At 31.0% G+C, this 17580-nt stretch carries 22 protein-coding genes; all 22 read left to right on the top strand.

The features are described from left to right. The first annotated feature begins 3 nt into the window (after positions 1–3). The 22 genes from flxA to lolB2 are packed head-to-tail and all read left to right on the top strand — an operon-like array spanning position 4 to position 17536. The gene (gene flxA, locus B4E59_RS09985) at positions 4–1518 is read left to right on the top strand and encodes a flexirubin biosynthesis tyrosine ammonia-lyase FlxA (protein ID WP_038332296.1); all 1515 of its coding nucleotides are present in this window, start codon (positions 4–6) and stop codon (positions 1516–1518) included. A gap of 3 nt (positions 1519–1521) precedes the next feature. Continuing rightward, a complete protein-coding gene (flxB, locus tag B4E59_RS09980) occupies positions 1522–2253 on the top strand; it encodes a flexirubin biosynthesis SDR family reductase FlxB (protein WP_291046923.1) in 732 nt (243 codons plus the stop codon). Between the two features lie 5 nt (positions 2254–2258). Beyond that, positions 2259–3485, top strand: coding sequence for a beta-ketoacyl-[acyl-carrier-protein] synthase family protein (locus B4E59_RS09975; RefSeq protein ID WP_291046922.1), 1227 nt, complete (start codon positions 2259–2261; stop codon positions 3483–3485). A gap of 1 nt (position 3486) precedes the next feature. Then, entirely contained in the window at positions 3487–3735 is a 249-nt protein-coding gene (locus tag B4E59_RS09970) for an acyl carrier protein (RefSeq protein ID WP_038332291.1), read from the top strand. A 5-nt stretch (positions 3736–3740) separates the two neighbouring features. Continuing rightward, positions 3741–4610: a lysophospholipid acyltransferase family protein gene (locus B4E59_RS09965; protein ID WP_291046920.1), complete on the top strand. Its 870-nt coding sequence runs from the start codon at positions 3741–3743 to the stop codon at positions 4608–4610. Positions 4611–4660: 50 nt separating this feature from the next. Continuing rightward, entirely contained in the window at positions 4661–5572 is a 912-nt protein-coding gene (locus tag B4E59_RS09960; protein ID WP_291052746.1) for a dialkylrecorsinol condensing enzyme DarA, read from the top strand. Position 5573: 1 nt separating this feature from the next. After that, complete coding sequence (gene darB, locus B4E59_RS09955) at positions 5574–6713, top strand: dialkylresorcinol biosynthesis protein DarB (protein WP_280049818.1); 1140 nt, start codon at positions 5574–5576, stop codon at positions 6711–6713. Between the two features lie 3 nt (positions 6714–6716). Next, positions 6717–7157, top strand: a complete 441-nt coding sequence (locus tag B4E59_RS09950) for a hotdog family protein (protein WP_114999650.1) — start codon at positions 6717–6719, stop codon at positions 7155–7157. Positions 7158–7161: 4 nt separating this feature from the next. Continuing rightward, positions 7162–7617, top strand: coding sequence for a hotdog family protein (locus tag B4E59_RS09945; protein ID WP_114999652.1), 456 nt, complete (start codon positions 7162–7164; stop codon positions 7615–7617). Next, positions 7614–8018: a flexirubin biosynthesis protein DarG gene (gene darG / locus B4E59_RS09940; RefSeq protein WP_125350383.1), complete on the top strand. Its 405-nt coding sequence runs from the start codon at positions 7614–7616 to the stop codon at positions 8016–8018. Before B4E59_RS09945 ends, darG begins: the two co-directional genes overlap by 4 nt. After that, positions 8002–9003, top strand: coding sequence for a BtrH-related acyltransferase DarH (gene darH, locus B4E59_RS09935; protein ID WP_291052738.1), 1002 nt, complete (start codon positions 8002–8004; stop codon positions 9001–9003). The genes darG and darH overlap by 17 nt, the downstream gene beginning before the upstream one ends. Positions 9004–9009: 6 nt before the next feature. Continuing rightward, positions 9010–9735, top strand: coding sequence for an ABC transporter ATP-binding protein (locus tag B4E59_RS09930; protein WP_291052734.1), 726 nt, complete (start codon positions 9010–9012; stop codon positions 9733–9735). A 1-nt stretch (position 9736) separates the two neighbouring features. Beyond that, complete coding sequence (locus B4E59_RS09925) at positions 9737–11014, top strand: ABC transporter permease (RefSeq protein WP_221854826.1); 1278 nt, start codon at positions 9737–9739, stop codon at positions 11012–11014. Then, entirely contained in the window at positions 10989–11426 is a 438-nt protein-coding gene (locus B4E59_RS09920) for an acyl-CoA thioesterase (protein WP_221854827.1), read from the top strand. The genes B4E59_RS09925 and B4E59_RS09920 overlap by 26 nt, the downstream gene beginning before the upstream one ends. Beyond that, positions 11399–12547, top strand: coding sequence for a beta-ketoacyl-[acyl-carrier-protein] synthase family protein (locus tag B4E59_RS09915; RefSeq protein ID WP_291046904.1), 1149 nt, complete (start codon positions 11399–11401; stop codon positions 12545–12547). Before B4E59_RS09920 ends, B4E59_RS09915 begins: the two co-directional genes overlap by 28 nt. Further along, positions 12540–13079 (top strand): 3-oxoacyl-ACP synthase, encoded by a 540-nt coding sequence (locus B4E59_RS09910; protein WP_286495637.1) that lies wholly within the window; start codon positions 12540–12542, stop codon positions 13077–13079. The genes B4E59_RS09915 and B4E59_RS09910 overlap by 8 nt, the downstream gene beginning before the upstream one ends. A gap of 30 nt (positions 13080–13109) precedes the next feature. Further along, positions 13110–13367, top strand: coding sequence for an ApeE family acyl carrier protein (apeE, locus tag B4E59_RS09905; RefSeq protein WP_019975316.1), 258 nt, complete (start codon positions 13110–13112; stop codon positions 13365–13367). Beyond that, positions 13367–14563: a beta-ketoacyl-[acyl-carrier-protein] synthase family protein gene (locus tag B4E59_RS09900; RefSeq protein WP_280051371.1), complete on the top strand. Its 1197-nt coding sequence runs from the start codon at positions 13367–13369 to the stop codon at positions 14561–14563. The genes apeE and B4E59_RS09900 overlap by 1 nt, the downstream gene beginning before the upstream one ends. Beyond that, positions 14560–15549 (top strand): beta-ketoacyl synthase chain length factor, encoded by a 990-nt coding sequence (locus B4E59_RS09895; protein WP_286495636.1) that lies wholly within the window; start codon positions 14560–14562, stop codon positions 15547–15549. Before B4E59_RS09900 ends, B4E59_RS09895 begins: the two co-directional genes overlap by 4 nt. Next, the gene (locus B4E59_RS09890; protein WP_291052731.1) at positions 15546–16319 is read left to right on the top strand and encodes a polysaccharide deacetylase family protein; all 774 of its coding nucleotides are present in this window, start codon (positions 15546–15548) and stop codon (positions 16317–16319) included. Before B4E59_RS09895 ends, B4E59_RS09890 begins: the two co-directional genes overlap by 4 nt. Next, positions 16309–16935 (top strand): flexirubin biosynthesis/transport protein LolA2, encoded by a 627-nt coding sequence (lolA2, locus tag B4E59_RS09885; RefSeq protein ID WP_376741533.1) that lies wholly within the window; start codon positions 16309–16311, stop codon positions 16933–16935. The genes B4E59_RS09890 and lolA2 overlap by 11 nt, the downstream gene beginning before the upstream one ends. Beyond that, the gene (gene lolB2, locus B4E59_RS09880; protein ID WP_221854833.1) at positions 16913–17536 is read left to right on the top strand and encodes a flexirubin biosynthesis protein LolB2; all 624 of its coding nucleotides are present in this window, start codon (positions 16913–16915) and stop codon (positions 17534–17536) included. The genes lolA2 and lolB2 overlap by 23 nt, the downstream gene beginning before the upstream one ends. The last annotated feature ends 44 nt before the right edge of the window (positions 17537–17580 follow it).

Raw genomic sequence — 17580 nt, 5'->3', positions numbered from 1 at the left:
AACATGACAAAATTAACAATTGACACTATAGAAAACATACTTTTTGAGAATAAAAAATTATTGCTTGATAAATCAACATTTGATCGTGTGGAGAATAGTTTTAAATTTTTAAAAGAATTTTCAAAAAATAAAATAATTTACGGCGTAAATACAGGTTTTGGACCAATGGCACAATATCGTATTGAAGATGAAAATACAATTCAGCTTCAATATAATCTAATCAGAAGTCATTGTACAGGAATTGGAGAACCGTTGACGTTAGACCAAACAAAAGCTGCGGTTATTGCACGTTTTAATACGCTTTCGTTGGGATATTCTGGGATTCATCCTTCAGTTTTAGTATTGATGCAAGAATTAGTAAACCGTGATATTTTACCTGTCATTTATCAACATGGAAGCGTTGGTGCTAGTGGAGATCTGGTTCAATTGGCGCATTTGGCTTTGACATTAATTGGAGAAGGAGAAGTTTTTTATAAAGGAGAAATCAAATCGACGAAAGAAGTGTTTGAACTTGAAAATCTTCAACCAATAGAAGTTCATATTCGCGAAGGTTTATCAATTATGAACGGAACTTCGGTAATGACGGGAATTGGAATGGTAAATTTGATTAAAGTTAATCAATTAATTAATCTTTCGATTACGTTAAGCTCGATGATGAATGAAATTGTACAATCTTTTGATGATCATTATTCAAAACCGTTGAACGAGGCTAAACAACATGTTGGTCAACGTTATGTGGCGAATAAAATGACCGATTTTTTGAATGATAGCAAATTAGTCAAAAAACGTGCAGACGAATTATATCAAGAACGTACTGAGAAAATTTTTGAAGAAAAAGTACAAGAATATTATTCGTTGCGTTGTGTTCCTCAGATTTTAGGACCAATTTATGATACTTGGAATGCCGCGAAAGAAGTACTAGAAAATGAAATAAATTCGGCGAGTGATAATCCAATTATCGATGTTGAAAATCAAACTGTTCATCATGGAGGAAATTTTCATGGCGATTATGTTTCATTAGAATTGGATAAATTAAAATTGGCTGTTACGCGTCTATCAATGCTAAGTGAACGTCAATTAAACTATTTAGTCAATCCAAAAATCAATAATATTTTACCACCTTTTGTCAATTTAGGAACGCTTGGTTTTAATTTCGGTTTGCAAGCTGCTCAATTTACGGCGACTTCTACAACAGCTGAAAATCAAACACTTTCTACGTCAATGTATGTGCATAGTATTCCAAACAACAATGATAATCAAGATATTGTGAGTATGGGAACAAATGCGGCTACGATTTGTGCAAAAGTGATTGATAATACGTTCGAAGTGTTGACGGTTCAGAGTATGGCTGTAACGCAAGCGATAGAATTTCTACAAATACAAGATAAATTATCTTCGAAAGGGAAAGCATTTTATGATTCGATTCGTAAAATTGTTCCTGTATTTAAAGAAGATGAGGTGATTTATCCTTATCTTAAGGAAGTTAAAAAATATTTACTAAATAATAAAGTAAACTAAAGCATGAAATGTGCAATTGTAACAGGTGGTTCTCGTGGAATTGGAAAAGCAATTTGTTTGAAAATTGCCGAAGAACATGATTATCATCTTTTGATAAATTATAATTCGAATGAAGCTGCTGCGTTAGAGACTTTGAAAGAAGTTGAAGCATTAGGAGGAACAGGAGAAATTTTAAAATTTGATGTGGCTGATGCAAATCAAACGCAACAAGTTTTAACCGAATGGACAGAGAAAAATACAGATGCAATTGTAGAAGTTATTGTAAACAATGCAGGTATTACGAAAGACAATTTGTTTATGTGGATTTCTCAAGAAGATTGGTCAAATGTGATTAATACAAGCTTGAATGGTTTTTACAACGTAACTCATTTCTTTATTAATCCATTATTGAGAAATAGATTCGGAAGAATTGTTAATATAGTTTCTGTTTCTGGTTTGAAAGGAACGCCAGGACAAACAAACTATTCTGCTGCAAAAGCTGCTGTGATAGGTGCTACGAAAGCATTGGCACAAGAAATAGCAAAACGTAATGTAACTGTGAATGCTGTTGCACCAGGTTTTATCGAAACGGATATGACAGATGAATTGGATCAACAAGAATTAAAGAAGTTGATTCCAGCAAATCGTTTTGGAAAAGCCGAAGAAGTTGCTGATTTGGTAAGCTTTTTGGTTTCTAAAAAATCGAGTTATATCACAGGAGAGGTTATTAATATAAATGGAGGAATTTATTCTTAGATAAAATGAGTCAAAGAGTAGTAATAACAGGAATGGGCATCTATTCTTGCTTAGGAACATCATTAGAAGAGGTAACAGAATCTTTGCGTCAAGGAAAATCAGGAATTATTTTTGATGAAGTACGCAAAGAATTTGGCTTTAAATCAGCTTTGACGGGAACTGTTCCAGTACCAGATTTGAAACCTTTTTTGAATCGTCGACAACGAATTACAATTGGTCAAGAAACAGAGTTCGCTTATATGGCAACTTTAGAAGCGTTGAAAAATGCTAATTTGACGGAAGAGTATATCAAGACTAACGAGGTCGGAATTATATATGGAAACGATAGTGTTTCAAAAGCAATTATTGATGCAATAGATATTGTTCGTGAGAAAAAAGATACTGAATTAATTGGTTCTGGAGCGATTTTCAAGTCAATGAATTCTACTGTAACCATGAATCTTGCAACAATTTTTGAGTTGACTGGAATTAGTTTTACGATTAGTGCAGCTTGTGCAAGTGGTTCGCATTCGATTGGATTAGGTTATATGATGATCAAAGATGGTCTGCAAGATATGATTATTTGTGGAGGAGCACAGGAGATTAATAAGTATGCAATGGCAAGTTTTGATGGTTTGGGTGTTTTTTCCGAAAATGAAGCAAATCCTACACAAGCTTGTCGTCCTTTCGATAAAAATCGTGATGGATTGGTGCCGAGTGGAGGTGGAGCAACATTGATTTTAGAAAGCTATGAATCCGCAGTAAAACGTGGTGCGCCAATTATTGCTGAGGTTTTGGGTTATGGTTTTTCGTCGAATGGTGGACATATTTCTACGCCAAATGTAGATGGGCCAGCAATTGCAATGAATAGAGCGTTGAAACAAGCAAAAATTTCTGCTGATGAAATTCAATATATCAATGCACATGCGACTTCTACGCCAGTTGGTGATGCGAACGAAGCAAAAGCGATTGACCAAGTTTTTGGAAAAACGAAACCTTTTGTAAGTTCTACAAAATCGATGACGGGACACGAATGTTGGATGGCAGGAGCAAGTGAGATTATTTATTCTAACTTAATGATGATGAATAACTTTATTGCACCAAATATTAATTTCGAAGAAGCAGACGAAGATTCAGTTAAATTAAACATTGTTAAAGAAACCTTAAATAAAGAATTTGATGTATATTTGTCGAATTCTTTTGGATTTGGTGGAACGAATTCTGCCTTAGTAATTAAAAAATTTAACTCCTAATATGGTGAAAAGTAAAATCGCTGAAAAATTAAATGCTATCTTAATTGATGAATTTGAAGTTGATCCTTCTGTGATTTCAGAGGAAAAAAATATTAAAGAATCTTTAGATTTAGATAGTTTGGACTATGTTGATTTAGTGGTAATCATTGAATCTAATTTCGGTGTGAAATTAATTAAAGAAGATTTTCAAAATATGATAACTTTTGAAGATTTCTATGCAATTGTAGAACAAAAGTTAGAGAATAAATAACAGATATGAAACAATGGGATGGTCGTTCTAAAGGAACGGTCCTGGGATACAAAATATTTGTCAACGTTATGAAAAAGCTCGGAATTAAGGCTGCTTACTCAGTCTTAATTTTTGTAGCTTTTTATTATTTTATAACGGCTTATAGCAGTAACAAATCTATTTACGAATACTTTCGTTATCGATTAAATTTTTCGGTTTTCAAATCAATTTTAAGTGTTTACAAAAGTTACTATACTTTTGGACAAGCCTTGATTGATAAAACAGCGATTAATGCAGGTTTACGTAACAAATATTCGTACGAATTTGATGGAATAGAATTATTAAGAAATCTATTGAATCAAAAACAAGGCGGAATCTTAATAAGTGCACATGTTGGTAATTTCGAAGTTGCTGAACATTTTTTTGCAGATATTGACTTTGATTGTCAAATTAATTTGGTTACAACAGATTTAGAACGAAATGTTATCAAAGAATATTTAGAAAGTATTTCGAAGAAACCTTCGGTAAAGTTTATCTTGATTCAAGAAGATTTATCTCATATTTTCGAAATAAATAATGCGCTTAGTCGAAACGAATTAATTTGTTTTACAGGAGATCGTTATTTCGAGGGAAATAAAACGATGTCTGAAGTGCTCCTTGGAAAACAAGCTAATTTTCCTGCAGGACCATTTTCTATTGCTTCTCGCTTGAAAGTGCCCGTTGCTTTTGTGTATGTAATGAAGGAAAAAAATCTACACTATCACTTATATGCGCGTCAAGCAAATTTCAAACATCGTGATGCAAATGCACTTTTGAAAGAGTTTTGCGTCAATCTAGAAACCATTGTAAAAAAATATCCTTATCAATGGTTTAATTATTTCGATTTTTGGATGTAAATTAGCCCACAATATGAATTTTCAAACCACTAAAAAACCTAAACTTTTACATGAAATGCAACGTATTAGTTGTTTATTACTCTCAGTCAGGACAGTTAAATGAGATTGTCGATCAAACAACATATGATTTAGTTCAAAATCAAGATATTAATTTAACGAAATACAAGATAGAAATGGAAGAGGAATTTCCTTTTCCGTGGGATTTTTATTCTTTTTTCAATGCTTTTCCAGATAGTTTTCTTCAAAAAGAAAAGAAGATTAAACCAATTCCGACTGAAATCTTGAATCAGAAATATGATTTAATTTTATTGTATTATCAAGTTTGGTTTTTATCACCATCTATTCAAATAAATTCTTTTTTAAAGGATAAACAAGTACAGCAAATTTTAGAAAATTCTAAAATAATTACAATTAGTGGTTCGCGAAATATGTGGTTTTTGGCACAAGAAAAAATCAAAACCATATTAAAAGAACGACAGTCTAAATTAGTCGGAAACATCGCATTGGTCGATCATACACCAAATTTAGTAAGTGCAATGACAATTGTAAATTGGATGTTTTCGGGCGTTAAAAAACGAATGTTCAATTTGTTGCCTTTGCCAGGAATTAGTGAAAAAACTATTCAAGAAAGTAGAAGATTTGGTAAAATTATTCTAAATTCAATCCAAAATAATAATTACTCTAATCTACAAGAAAACTTAATTGAATCTGGAGCCGTTGAGGTAAAACCTTTTTTAGTTTCTGTTGATACAAAAGGGAATCGAATGTTTAAAGTTTGGTCTAAAATTATTGATTCTAAACAAGGTAAACAGCGAGAAAAGTATTTGAAATTCTTTTATTATTATTTAATTTTAGCTATTTGGATAATATCTCCACTAGTAAATTTGTTATATATTATATTTTATCCGTTCAACTATTTTAAATATAAAAAACAGGTAAAATATTTTCAAGGAATAGAATAATATGCAAAATGTATATATAACGAAAACGTCGAAGTTTTTGCCAAATCAACCAATTTCTAACGAAGAAATGGAAGATTTTTTAGGAAAAATTAATCAAATTCCTTCAAAAGCTCGAAGAATCGTTTTAAGAAATAATGGAATCAAAACGCGTTATTACGCTCTCGATAAAACTGGAAATGTCACACATTCTAATGCCGAATTGACGAGTAATGCAATTACAAATTTATTTGATACACAGTTCACAAAAAATGAGGTAGAAGTGTTGTCTTGTGGGACTTCAACGCCAGATTTGTTGTTGCCTTCTCATGCCGCGATGGTACACGGTTTATTGCAAAATAGTGTTTCGGTAGAGTTAAATTCTTCTTCGGGAGTTTGTAATTCGGGGATGAATGCGCTGAAATTTGGTTATCTTTCGGTAAAGTCAGGTAATTCTAAAAATGCAGTTTGTTCAGGTTCTGAGCGAGTTTCGACATGGATGAAAGCAGAAAAATTTGAGCATGAAGTTGAGAATTTAAAAGAATTAGAAGAGCAACCAATTATAGCATTCAAAAAAGATTTTTTACGTTGGATGTTATCAGATGGGGCCGCAGCTTTTTTATTGCAAAATCAACCAAACGAAGATTCGATTTCGCTTAAAATAGAGTGGATGGAATCTTATTCTTACGCACACGAATTGGAAACATGTATGTATGCCGGAGGTGATAAATTACCGAATGGAGAAATGAAATCTTGGAGCGATTTTTCTTCGGAAGAATGGTTAAAAGAATCCGTTTTTTCTTTGAAACAAGATGTCAAAGTTCTGAATGATAATATTTTGATAAAAGGCGTAGAAAGCATGAAAGCTGCAATGGATAAACATCAATTATCTTCAAATGAAATTGATTATTTATTACCGCATGTCTCGTCAAATTATTTTGTTCAAGGTTTATATGACGAATTTTGTAAGAGAGATATTTATATTCCGTTAGAGAAATGGTTTATGAATTTAAGCAAAGTTGGAAATGTGGGTTCAGCGTCTGTTTTTTTGATGCTTGACGAACTATTTCAAGACGGAAATCTTAAAAAAGGAGATCGTATTATGCTTTGTGTACCAGAAAGTGGGCGTTTTTCGTATTCGTACGTCTATTTAACAGTCGTTTAAAAAATGAATAAAATACAATTACCCAATCATACAATAGGATTTATCAAACAATTGATTCCACAGCGTGAACCAATTATTATGGTAGATGCTATTTTTGAATATGAAGAGGAAAAAGTTGTTGGAGGCTTAACGGTCAAAAACGATTCGATTTTTGTCGAAAATAATCAATTGAAAGAATCTGGAATATTAGAACACATGGCACAAACAGTTGCTTTGTATACAGGTTATCAATTTTACATTCGAGATGAATCGGTTCCAACAGGATATATTGGCTCGATGAAATCAATAGAGATTAATCGTTTGCCAAAAGTGAATGAGAATTTAACAACAACAGCAACTATTTTGCACGAAGTAATGGGAGTGACTTTGGTTTCGATTGAAACAAAGATAGAAGGAGAAGTAATTGCAAAAGGAGAGATGAAAACAGTGATTGCAGAAACATAATTTTATGAAAGTAAATCAGGAAATTGATATTCAACAATTTCTTCCACATCGTGAACCAATGCTTTTTGTAGACAAGATTTCTTGGATTGAGAAAACCTATGTTGAAGCTTTATTTACGATAAAATCGAATCAATTATTTATTCAGAACGAATATTTTGCAGAAGTTGGTTTATTGGAAAATATGGCGCAAGTTTGTTCGACAATTATTGGACAAAATTATTTTATCAATTTTTCTGATGTACATAAAGGTGATGTAATAGGTTTTATTAGTTCGATTAAACAAGCTGAAATTATGCAATTGCCAAAAGTTAATCAAACCATTATAACAAAAGCAACGTTGTTAGAAGTTTTTGATTACGATGAATTTACAATTAGTTTGATGCAAGCAAAAGTTATATTGAATGACGAAATAATTGCGACAGCTACAATGAATTTAATGCTTCAAAACCATAAAAAATGAAACAATCTGAAGTACCACAAGATAAAGGACATCTCAAGAATTTCAACGAAGTTTATTACGCAATTGATGAACAGGGAGAATTCTCCCAAACATTGAGTGCGGGTTGGGAAGCGAAGAATATTGTTCAGTCCGAAACCTTAAAAATTTTGGAGGAACGTATAGAGGAAGCAAGACAAAAAGTAATTGATGGAAAAGCAAGTCCAATTTTATATTTCATGGAATTGAAACGTATGGATTGGGAAATTTTGTCTAATTATGTCGAAATTTGGAAGATTTTTGTCAAAAGACATGCGAAACCAACTGTTTTCTCAAAATTAAAAGAATCAACACTAAAAAAATATGCCGAAGCTTTTGAAATTTCGGTTGATGAATTAAAAAACTTTGATGGAAACCATAACTGATTTTAAACATTTTCAATCAGCACATTGCGAAAATGGAGTAGCATCTAATTTATTAAAAAATAAAGGAATTGAGATTTCAGAACCAATGATTTTTGGAATTGGCTCAGGACTTTTTTTTGTGTTTTTACCTTTTCTAAAAGTCAATCACGCACCTGCAATTAGTTATCGTCCGATGCCAGGAATGATTTTTAATCGTGCAGCAAAAAATCTTGGTATAAAGGTTAAACGTCATAAATTTCGCTCTACAAAATCTGCCCAAACATTCTTAGATGAACAGCTTTTGGCCAATCGACCTTGCGGCTTACAGGTTGGTGTGTATAATTTAACTTATTTTCCAGAAGAATATAAATTTCATTTTAACGGACATAATTTAGTTGTTTTCGGTAAGCAAGATCAAACGTATTTAATCAGTGATCCTGTGATGCAAGAAACGACAAAGTTGACTGAAAATGAGTTAGAAAAAGTGCGTTTTTCGAAAGGTGTTTTAGCACCAAAAGGACATTTATATTATCCTGAATTTATTCCAGAAAATATAGATTTTGAGAAAGCAATCAAAAAAGGAATTAAGAAAATGTGTCGTGAAATGTTAGCACCAGTTCCGATTGTTGGTGTTCGAGGAATCAGAATGGTTGCGAAACGAATTAAAAAAATGCCAAAGAAAATTGGGAATGCAAAAACGAATTATTTTTTGGCACAAATGATTCGAATGCAAGAAGAGATTGGGACAGGAGGTGGAGGTTTTCGTTATATTTATGCTGCTTTTTTACAAGAAGCTTCACAAAAATTGTATCAACCAAATCTGAATGATTTTGCCTTAGAAATTTCTGCAATTGGGGATAAATGGCGAGATTTAGCTCTAAATGCATCAAGAGTTTATAAAAAACGAAACAATGCACAAGATATTTACGATGTGATTTCGGATCAATTATTGGAATTAGCAGATTTGGAAGAATCGTTTTTTAAACGTTTAAGAAAAGCAATTTAGTCACAGATGATTGAAATTGAAAAATTATATAAAAAATATAAAAATTCTGATGTTTTTGCGCTAGAAGATTTTTCTTTGACGATAACACAGAACGAAATTCACGGTTTACTTGGTCCAAATGGAGCAGGGAAAACAACCTTGATGTCGATACTTTCTGGATTGATTAAACCAACTTCTGGTAATGTTGTGATTCAAAATTTAAATCAAAAAACAGATTTAAAAAAGATTCAAAAAATCATTGGAATTGTTCCGCAAGAATATGCGTTGTATCCAACGTTGACAGCGAGAGAAAATTTAGAATTTTTTGGAAAAATTTATAAAGTTCCTTCAAAAGAATTACACGAAAAGATTCAGCTTTTGACTGAAAAAGTAGGAATGAGTAAGTTTTTAGATAAAAAAATTGATTCTTTTTCGGGAGGAATGAAACGTCGCATTAATTTATTGGCAGGAATTCTTCATCAGCCAGAAATTCTTTTTTTAGATGAGCCAACTGTTGGCGTTGATATACAATCAAAAATTGCATTATTAGACTATTTACAAGAGCTTCATCAACAAGGAATGTCGATTGTTTATACATCTCATCATATGGCAGAAGCCGAAGATTTTTGTACGCAAGTCACGATTATGAATCAAGGAAAATCAATTGTTACAGCTGAACCGAAAGAATTAATCAAGCAAGTGAATGTATATAATTTGGAGGAAGCTTTTGTTAATTTAACTAAATTATCGTGATATGTTGAGCCAACTTTTAGCATGTATAAAGAAAGAAATTTTATTACTTATTCGTGATATTGGCGGATTGGTGATTCTTTTTATTATGCCTTTGATTTTGGTTATTACGGTGACTAAAATTCAGAAAAGTACCTATGATTCTTTTGCTGAAGCAAGTATTCCTGTTCTATTTATTGATCATGATCAAGGTAGTATTTCTGCGATTGTAAAAAAACATATTTCACATTCAGGAAATTTAAAAATTGTAACTGAATTAAATGGGAAAAAATTAACGGAAGATGAACTGAAAACTGAAGTTTTTAAAGGAAAATACCAAGTTGGAATTGTAATTCCAGCGAAATTATCAAAGGATTTGAATTATAAAATCAATCAAAATGTTGAGAAAATTCTGAACGAATTTGCTTTTGATAGCACGCAAGTTAAATATAATCAACAAGTCAATCCAAAAACGATTAAATTATACTTTGATCCTGCAACTTCATTGGCTTTCAAAGAAAATGTGTCGAATGTTTTGGATAAATTAATTACAGATACTGAGAATAAAAGTATTTACAAAGCATTTCAACAAGAGATGGGATCAAATGATTTAGGATTTCAAAATGAGAAGTTTATTCATTTTCAAGAGATTGTTCCTGAAGATTCTAAATCAGTTTTGAAACCAAATGTTACACAACATAATGTGCCTGCATGGACATTATTTGCGATATTTTTTATTGTTGTTCCGCTTTCTATCAACATTGTAAAAGAAAAAAGTTTAGGCACACATATTCGACTATTAACAAGTCCAATGCCTTATTCTGTTCAAATTATCGGAAAAACCATCACGTATTTAATCATAAGTTTATTGCAATTTACAATGATTTTATGTGTCGCTAAATTAGTCTTTCCATTGATTGATTTACCAGGTTTCAAAACGGATGGCATATTATTTTCTATTTACGGATTAACTATATTTGCTTCTTTGGCAGCAATTGGATTAGGACTTTTAATAGGTACAATTGCGAAAACCCAAGAACAATCTGCACCTTTTGGAGCGACTTTAGTCGTTATTTTAGCTGCAATTGGTGGTGTTTGGATTCCAGTTTTTGCGATGTCAGATTTTATGCAACATTTTGCGAAAATATCACCGATGAATTGGGCACTCGATGGCTATTATAGTTTAATTCTGCGAAATCAATCTTTTCTTCAGATTGTTCCGAATATTATTTTGTTAACTTTGTTCTATATTATTACCTTGTTTGCCGCTATATATTATGATAAGTTCAGAAGAGAAGATTAAAACATTAGTACATAATTCCAATTTCGCAGTACGATTCAATGAAACCGATCCGTTGGGAATCGTGTGGCATGGGAATTATATTACGTATTTTGAAGATGGAAGGGAAGCTTTTGGACGTCATTTTGGGATTAGTTATTTGGATATTCAAAAAAGCGGATTTGTAACACCAATCATTAAGTCGGTTTGTGAACATAAATTTCCATTGAAATATGGCGATAAATGTAGAGTAGAAACAACTTTTGAAGATACTTTGGCTGCTAAAATGATATACAGATTCAAGATTTTCAATCAAGATGAAAAATTGGTTTGTATTGGAGAAACGACTCAAGTTTTTTTAGACAACGAAGGAGATTTAATGTTAACATTGCCACCATTTTTTGAAGAATGGAAGAAAAAAGTAGGATTGTTGTAATGGAAAAAGTTTACATTAATCGTGCAAATATTTTAACGCCTTTCGGAAATTCAATTGAAACAAATTGGAATGAATTGTTGAAAGGAAATTCGGCTGTTTCTAAAATTGATTCATTTGGTCATTTAAAGAATTTTTATGCTGGGAAAATTGAGGATGATATTTTCTTAAATTTAAAAAATGAACTAAAAGATAATCAACATTATACACGATTAGAAATAATTGGTATTTCAGCTCTTCAATCTATTATTGAAAAATCAAAAATTTCACAACGAACTGCTTTTGTACTTTCAACTACAAAAGGAAATATTGATCAACTTTCTGATTCTTTAGAAAAAGTTTCAATTCCAAATTTTGCAAAGAAAATTGCAGATTATTTTGGATTTAAAACTGAACCAATTATCATTTCAAATGCTTGTGTTTCTGGAGTTTTAGCAGTTAATGTTGCAAAACGTTTCATTGAAATTGATGAGTTTGATGATGCATATGTTTTGGCTTTGGATGAGTTGACAGATTTTGTTTTGACAGGTTTCAATTCTTTTCAAGCAATGGATTTTGAATTATGTAAACCATTTGACAAAGATAGAAAAGGTGTTAATTTAGGCGAAGCTGCGGCTTGTGTTTATCTTTCAAAAAGTCAAGAAGAAAATAGTTTTCAGATTTTGGGTGAATCTTCAATTAACGATGCAAATCATATTTCTGGACCATCTCGAACGGGTGAAGGTTTGGTCTTGAGTATAGAAGTCGCGATGAAAGAAGCCAATATTTCATCAAATGAAATTGATTATATTTCGGCACATGGAACGGCGACATTGTATAACGATGAAATGGAAGCAATTGCTTTTAATCGTTTACAAATGGATAAAACTCCGACAAATAGTTTAAAAGCTTTTTATGGACATACATTGGGCGCTTCTGGATTGTTGGAATTAATTATTGCGATGAAGCAAGCTGAAGAAAATTTAGTTTTGAAAAGTCATAATTTTAGTGAAATAGGAACTTCAGTTCCATTAAATATTTTGAATGAAAATCTTCAAAAAGAAGTCAATATTATCTTGAAAACTTCATCTGGTTTTGGAGGAAGTAATGCTGTAATTATTCTAAAAAAAGTTCAGAATGACTAAAGTTGAGATTAAAAACGAACAAGTTTGGTTGAATGATGAACTTCATTTTGAAGATTCTTCAGGAGATTTTGGTATATTTTCGAAAAATTTCTTCAAATCTTTCGAAATTGATTATCCAAAATTTTATAAAATGGATTATCAAAGTAAATTAGCTTTTTTAGCTGCCGAAATTTTGTTGAAAGATGAGAATACTTTAAATGAAAATCAAGATATTGCATTGGTTTTTGCAAATCGAAATTCGAGTTTAGAATCAGATTTGAAACATCAACAAAGTATTCAATCTACTGATGAAATTTTTCCAAGTCCTGCTGTTTTTGTTTATACATTAGCAAATATTTGTTTAGGTGAAGTAAGTATTCGTCATGGATTGAAGACAGAAAATGCTTTTTTTATTTCGAAAAATTTTAATGAAGAACAATTAAAAAAATATGCGAATTATTTAATTCGAAAAAACAAAGCAAAGAAAGTTGTTTTGGCTTGGGTAGATTATTTACAAGGTGATTACGAAGCGAAAATGTACTTAATAGATTAAAAACAATATTAGTTTACAATAAAAAATACTATGGAAAATTTAATTAACGACTTAAAAGTAAAAATTATCGAAATTTTAAACCTTGAAGATGTATCAGTAGAGGATATCAAAAATGATGATCCTTTATTTGGTGACGGTTTGGGATTAGATTCAATCGATGCTTTGGAGTTGATTGTTTTATTGGATAAAGAATATGGAATCAAAATTACTGATCCAAAAGAAGGAAAAACAATCTTTCAATCGGTAGAAGTAATGGCAGATTATATTGAAAAAAATAGAACAAAATAATGCATAAAAAAGTTGGAATAACAGGAATGGGAATTATTTCGGCAATTGGTAAGAATGTCGAAGAGAATTTCGATTCATTAATTCATCAAAAGCATGGTTTATCATGCCTTGAAAATTTTGATTCTATTCATAAAAATGAAATTTTTGTAGGTGAAATTAAATTATCGAATGATGAATTAGCAACTTTTTTAAACTTATCTTCAGAGAATAATTTCTCTCGAACAGCGATGTTAGGACTAATAGCTGTGAAAGAAGCTCTGAAAAATGCAGGAATCGAAAACGTAAATGAAGTCAGAACAGGACTGATTTCTTCGACAAGTGTGGGAGGAATGGATATGACGGAAAATTATTTTTTGGATTATGAAAACCTGCCCGAGAAACAAAAGTATATTTCGAGTCACGATGCGGGCGCTTCTTCCAATCAAATTGCAAATGAAATTGGTTTGAAAGGCTTTGTTTCTACAATTAGTACGGCTTGTTCTTCGGCTGCGAATGCGATTATGTATGGAGCGCGCTTGATTAATTCAGGAAAATTAGATAGAGTGATTGTTGGCGGAACGGATGCTTTGTCAAAATTTACCATTAATGGATTCAAAAGTTTGATGATTTTGAGTGATGAGTTTAATCAACCATTTGATGAAAATCGAAAAGGTCTAAATCTTGGTGAAGCAGCAGCTTATTTAGTTTTAGAATCAGAAGAATCAGTTCAAAAGTCAAATAAAAAAGTTCTTGGTTATTTAGTTGGTGCTGGAAATGCTAATGATGCATTTCATCAAACAGCTTCGTCTGAAAATGGAGAAGGAGCGTATTTGGCGATGAAAAAAGCGTTCGAAACTTCTATTATTCAGCCTTCAGAAATCGATTATATTAATGTTCATGGAACTGCAACAAACAATAATGATATAACAGAAGGTCGAGCTTTGAAGAGAATTTTCCGAGAAAATGTCCCTAATTTTAGTTCTACAAAACCATTTACAGGTCATACGTTGGCTGCTGCAGCGAGTGTAGAAGCGGTATTCAGTTTGTTGAGTATTCAACATAATCTTGTTTATCCAAATCTTAATTTTCAATCTCCGATTGAAGAGTTGAATATCTTTCCGACCACAAAATTGGAAAAGAAAGATATTGAATATGTGTTATCAAATTCGTTTGGTTTTGGAGGAAATTGTTCAACTTTAATTTTTTCTAAATCATGAAAGAAGTATTTGTAAACGGATTAGGCTTTGTAAATGTGCGATTTATAGATATAATAACTGATGATTTTCTTCCTTTAGAAGCTTCTATTACTAAGGCAAAATCGCCTTCGTTAAAAGATATTATTTCTCCTGCGATGAGTCGTAGAATGGCTTCTGGTGTAAAAATGGGAATTTATTCTTCTCTAAAAGCATTGAATGAGGCAGGAATTAAACAACCAGAAGCAATAATTACTGGAACTGCTTTGGGTTGTTTGGTTGATTCTGAGAAGTTTTTGACAAATATTATTCAAAACAAAGAAGAGTTTTTGACGCCAACAGCTTTTATTCAATCTACGCACAATACAGTTGGTTCTCAAATTGCTTTGCATCTTGGTTGTAATGCGTATAATTTCACGTATACAAATGGTTTTAATTCGTTTGAAAATGCACTTCTAGATGGTTTTTTACAAGTTGAAAATCAAGAAGTAAATAACGTTTTGGTTGGTGGAATTGATGAAATTGGAGAAAGAACATATCAGTTGTTACAATTAATTGGTGAGATTGAATCAGAAGAAAATCAAGGAATTAAATATAGTGAAGGTGCTCATTTTTGTGTTTTATCTAATAAAAGAAATGAAAATTCTTATACAAAAGTTTTAGATGTTTCTATTTTAAATCAATTTGAAGATTTATATTCCGAAATTTTAAAATTCATTCAATTGAATCATATTGATTTAACCGATATTGATTCGATTATTTCTGGTGAAAATTTATTGAATATTAATGATTTAAATCAACTTGAGTTATTTGGATACAAAGATTTTATTGGAGAATTTGGAACTTCCTCTGCTTTCGGATTTGTGTTAGGTTGTGAATTATTGAAAAATCAAACTTTACCAAACCAATTCAAAAAGAATGACGTAAAAGCTGAAAGTTATAAAAACGTACTTTTAGTGAATGGTCATAAAGGTAAAGATTTGAGTTTAGTATTGCTTCAATCGATATGAAATTCAGAGTAGTCACAATCCTTTTTGTAGTTATACTAATTTGTTTATCAATTGGTTGTTTTACAAAAGGTTTGTCTTTTTTTTATTTGTTTATACCTTTTATTATTTGGTTGTTATTGACAATTTTTGGAGCTTTTGAAATTCGATTTAACTATTTTTTGAAAGCTTATCATCGAGGAAATAATCATTCAGAGAAAATAATTTCTCTTACTTTTGATGATGGACCGACGGAATTTACACTAAGAATTTTAACCATTTTAGAAAAAAATAGTGCAAAAGCAACTTTTTTTTGCATTGGTAGACAAATCGAAAATTATCCTGAAATTCTTGAAATAACTCATCAATCAGGACATTTGATAGGGAATCATACATTTCATCACTCTTCTAAAAATGGTTTTTATTCAACAGAAAAAATCATTGATGAAATCGTTTCTACCAATCAACTTATTGGAGAAAAAATAAACGTTACGACGAAAATTTTTAGACCACCTTTTGGTGTCACAAATCCACATATAGCAAAGGCTTTAAATAAAACACAACATAATGTAATTGGTTGGGATATTCGTTCTTTGGATACAGTTATCAATGATGAAAAAAAATTATTGAACCGAATTACTGGTCAAATAAAGCCTGGTTCTATTATTTTGATGCACGATACTTCAGACAAAACTGCGAATGTTTTAGAGCAATTATTCGTATTTTTACAAAAGGAAAATTATAAAGTAGTTCCATTAAATGAACTCTTGAAAATTGATGTATATGAAAACTAAAATCTTCATTTTATTAGCTTTTTTTCACTTGACAATTTTTGCGCAAGAAAGTAAAATGAGTAATGCTGAAATTGAGAATTTCAAAAAAGATATTATAGCTGATTCTAAGAAAATACAAACGTTGACGGCTGATTTTACACAATATAAAGTGATGAGTTTCTTGGATAAACCAATTGTTTCGAAAGGAAAATTGTACTTGCAAAATCCTAAAGCGATGCGTTGGAATTATACACAACCAATTGATTATAATGTGATTTTTAACAATGGAAAAATTTACATTAATGATGAAGGGAAAAAATCGAGTGTAGATTTGCAAGGAAATAAAAAATTTGAAAAATTAAATCAATTAATTGTCGGAAGTGTAAGTGGAAATTTGTTTGATACAAACGATTTTATCATAACTTTTGCGAAAACTGATAAATCTCGAATTGCAAAATTACAACCAAAAATAAAGGATGTAAAAAAGTACATCAAAGAAATTCAGTTGACGTTTTATTCAGGTCAATCAACGGTTACAGAAGTCAAATTAATTGAACCTTCGGATGATTACACGAAAATTTTATTTACCAACAAATCTTTAAATAAAATAATCAATGCGTCTGTTTTTAATCCTTAGTTTTTTCATTTTAACCTCTTGTGGAACGACTTACAAAATTGCTGATATACAAGAACAACAAAAGGATGAAAGGGAGTTTTTGAACCCATATTTTAGTTCAATTGATAAAGAATATAGTTATCGTTTCAAGATTACGTTCATGAAAAATGAAATGAAAGGTAATTTTGTTGTGAAAAAATTGGGTTACAACTCGCATCGTGTGGTAATGACGTCTGATTTTGGGAATACGTTATTCGATTTGTCAGTTACAGACCACGATTATACATTGAATTATGCGATGCCAGATTTGAATAAAAAAGTGGTTGTAAAAACTCTTGCAGAAGATTTACAAGCTATTTTTAAGAATGATTTTCAAGTTGATGAGCATATAAAAACGACAGATCAAACGATTTTAAAATCAAAAGAAGTGAGTTTAATTTTTGCTAAGAATGAATCAAATTATTTTAAAGAATTGGTTCATTTAAAGAAGAATAAAATAAAAACGATTAATCAATTTTCTGGAGATCAAACAGATTTTCCTGATCAGATTTTAATCAAACATAATCACTTCAATTTAAGTATCACACTTACAAAAGTAAATATACAATTAGAGGAAGAGTAAACTAACGTACAAATCATCTTTTTTTAGATTATATTTGTAACTCA

Source organism: Empedobacter sp. UBA2044 (assembly GCF_002333005.1).
In the GTDB taxonomy this organism is placed as follows: domain Bacteria; phylum Bacteroidota; class Bacteroidia; order Flavobacteriales; family Weeksellaceae; genus Empedobacter; species Empedobacter falsenii_B.
This window is presented reverse-complemented; position numbering and strand designations above follow the sequence as displayed.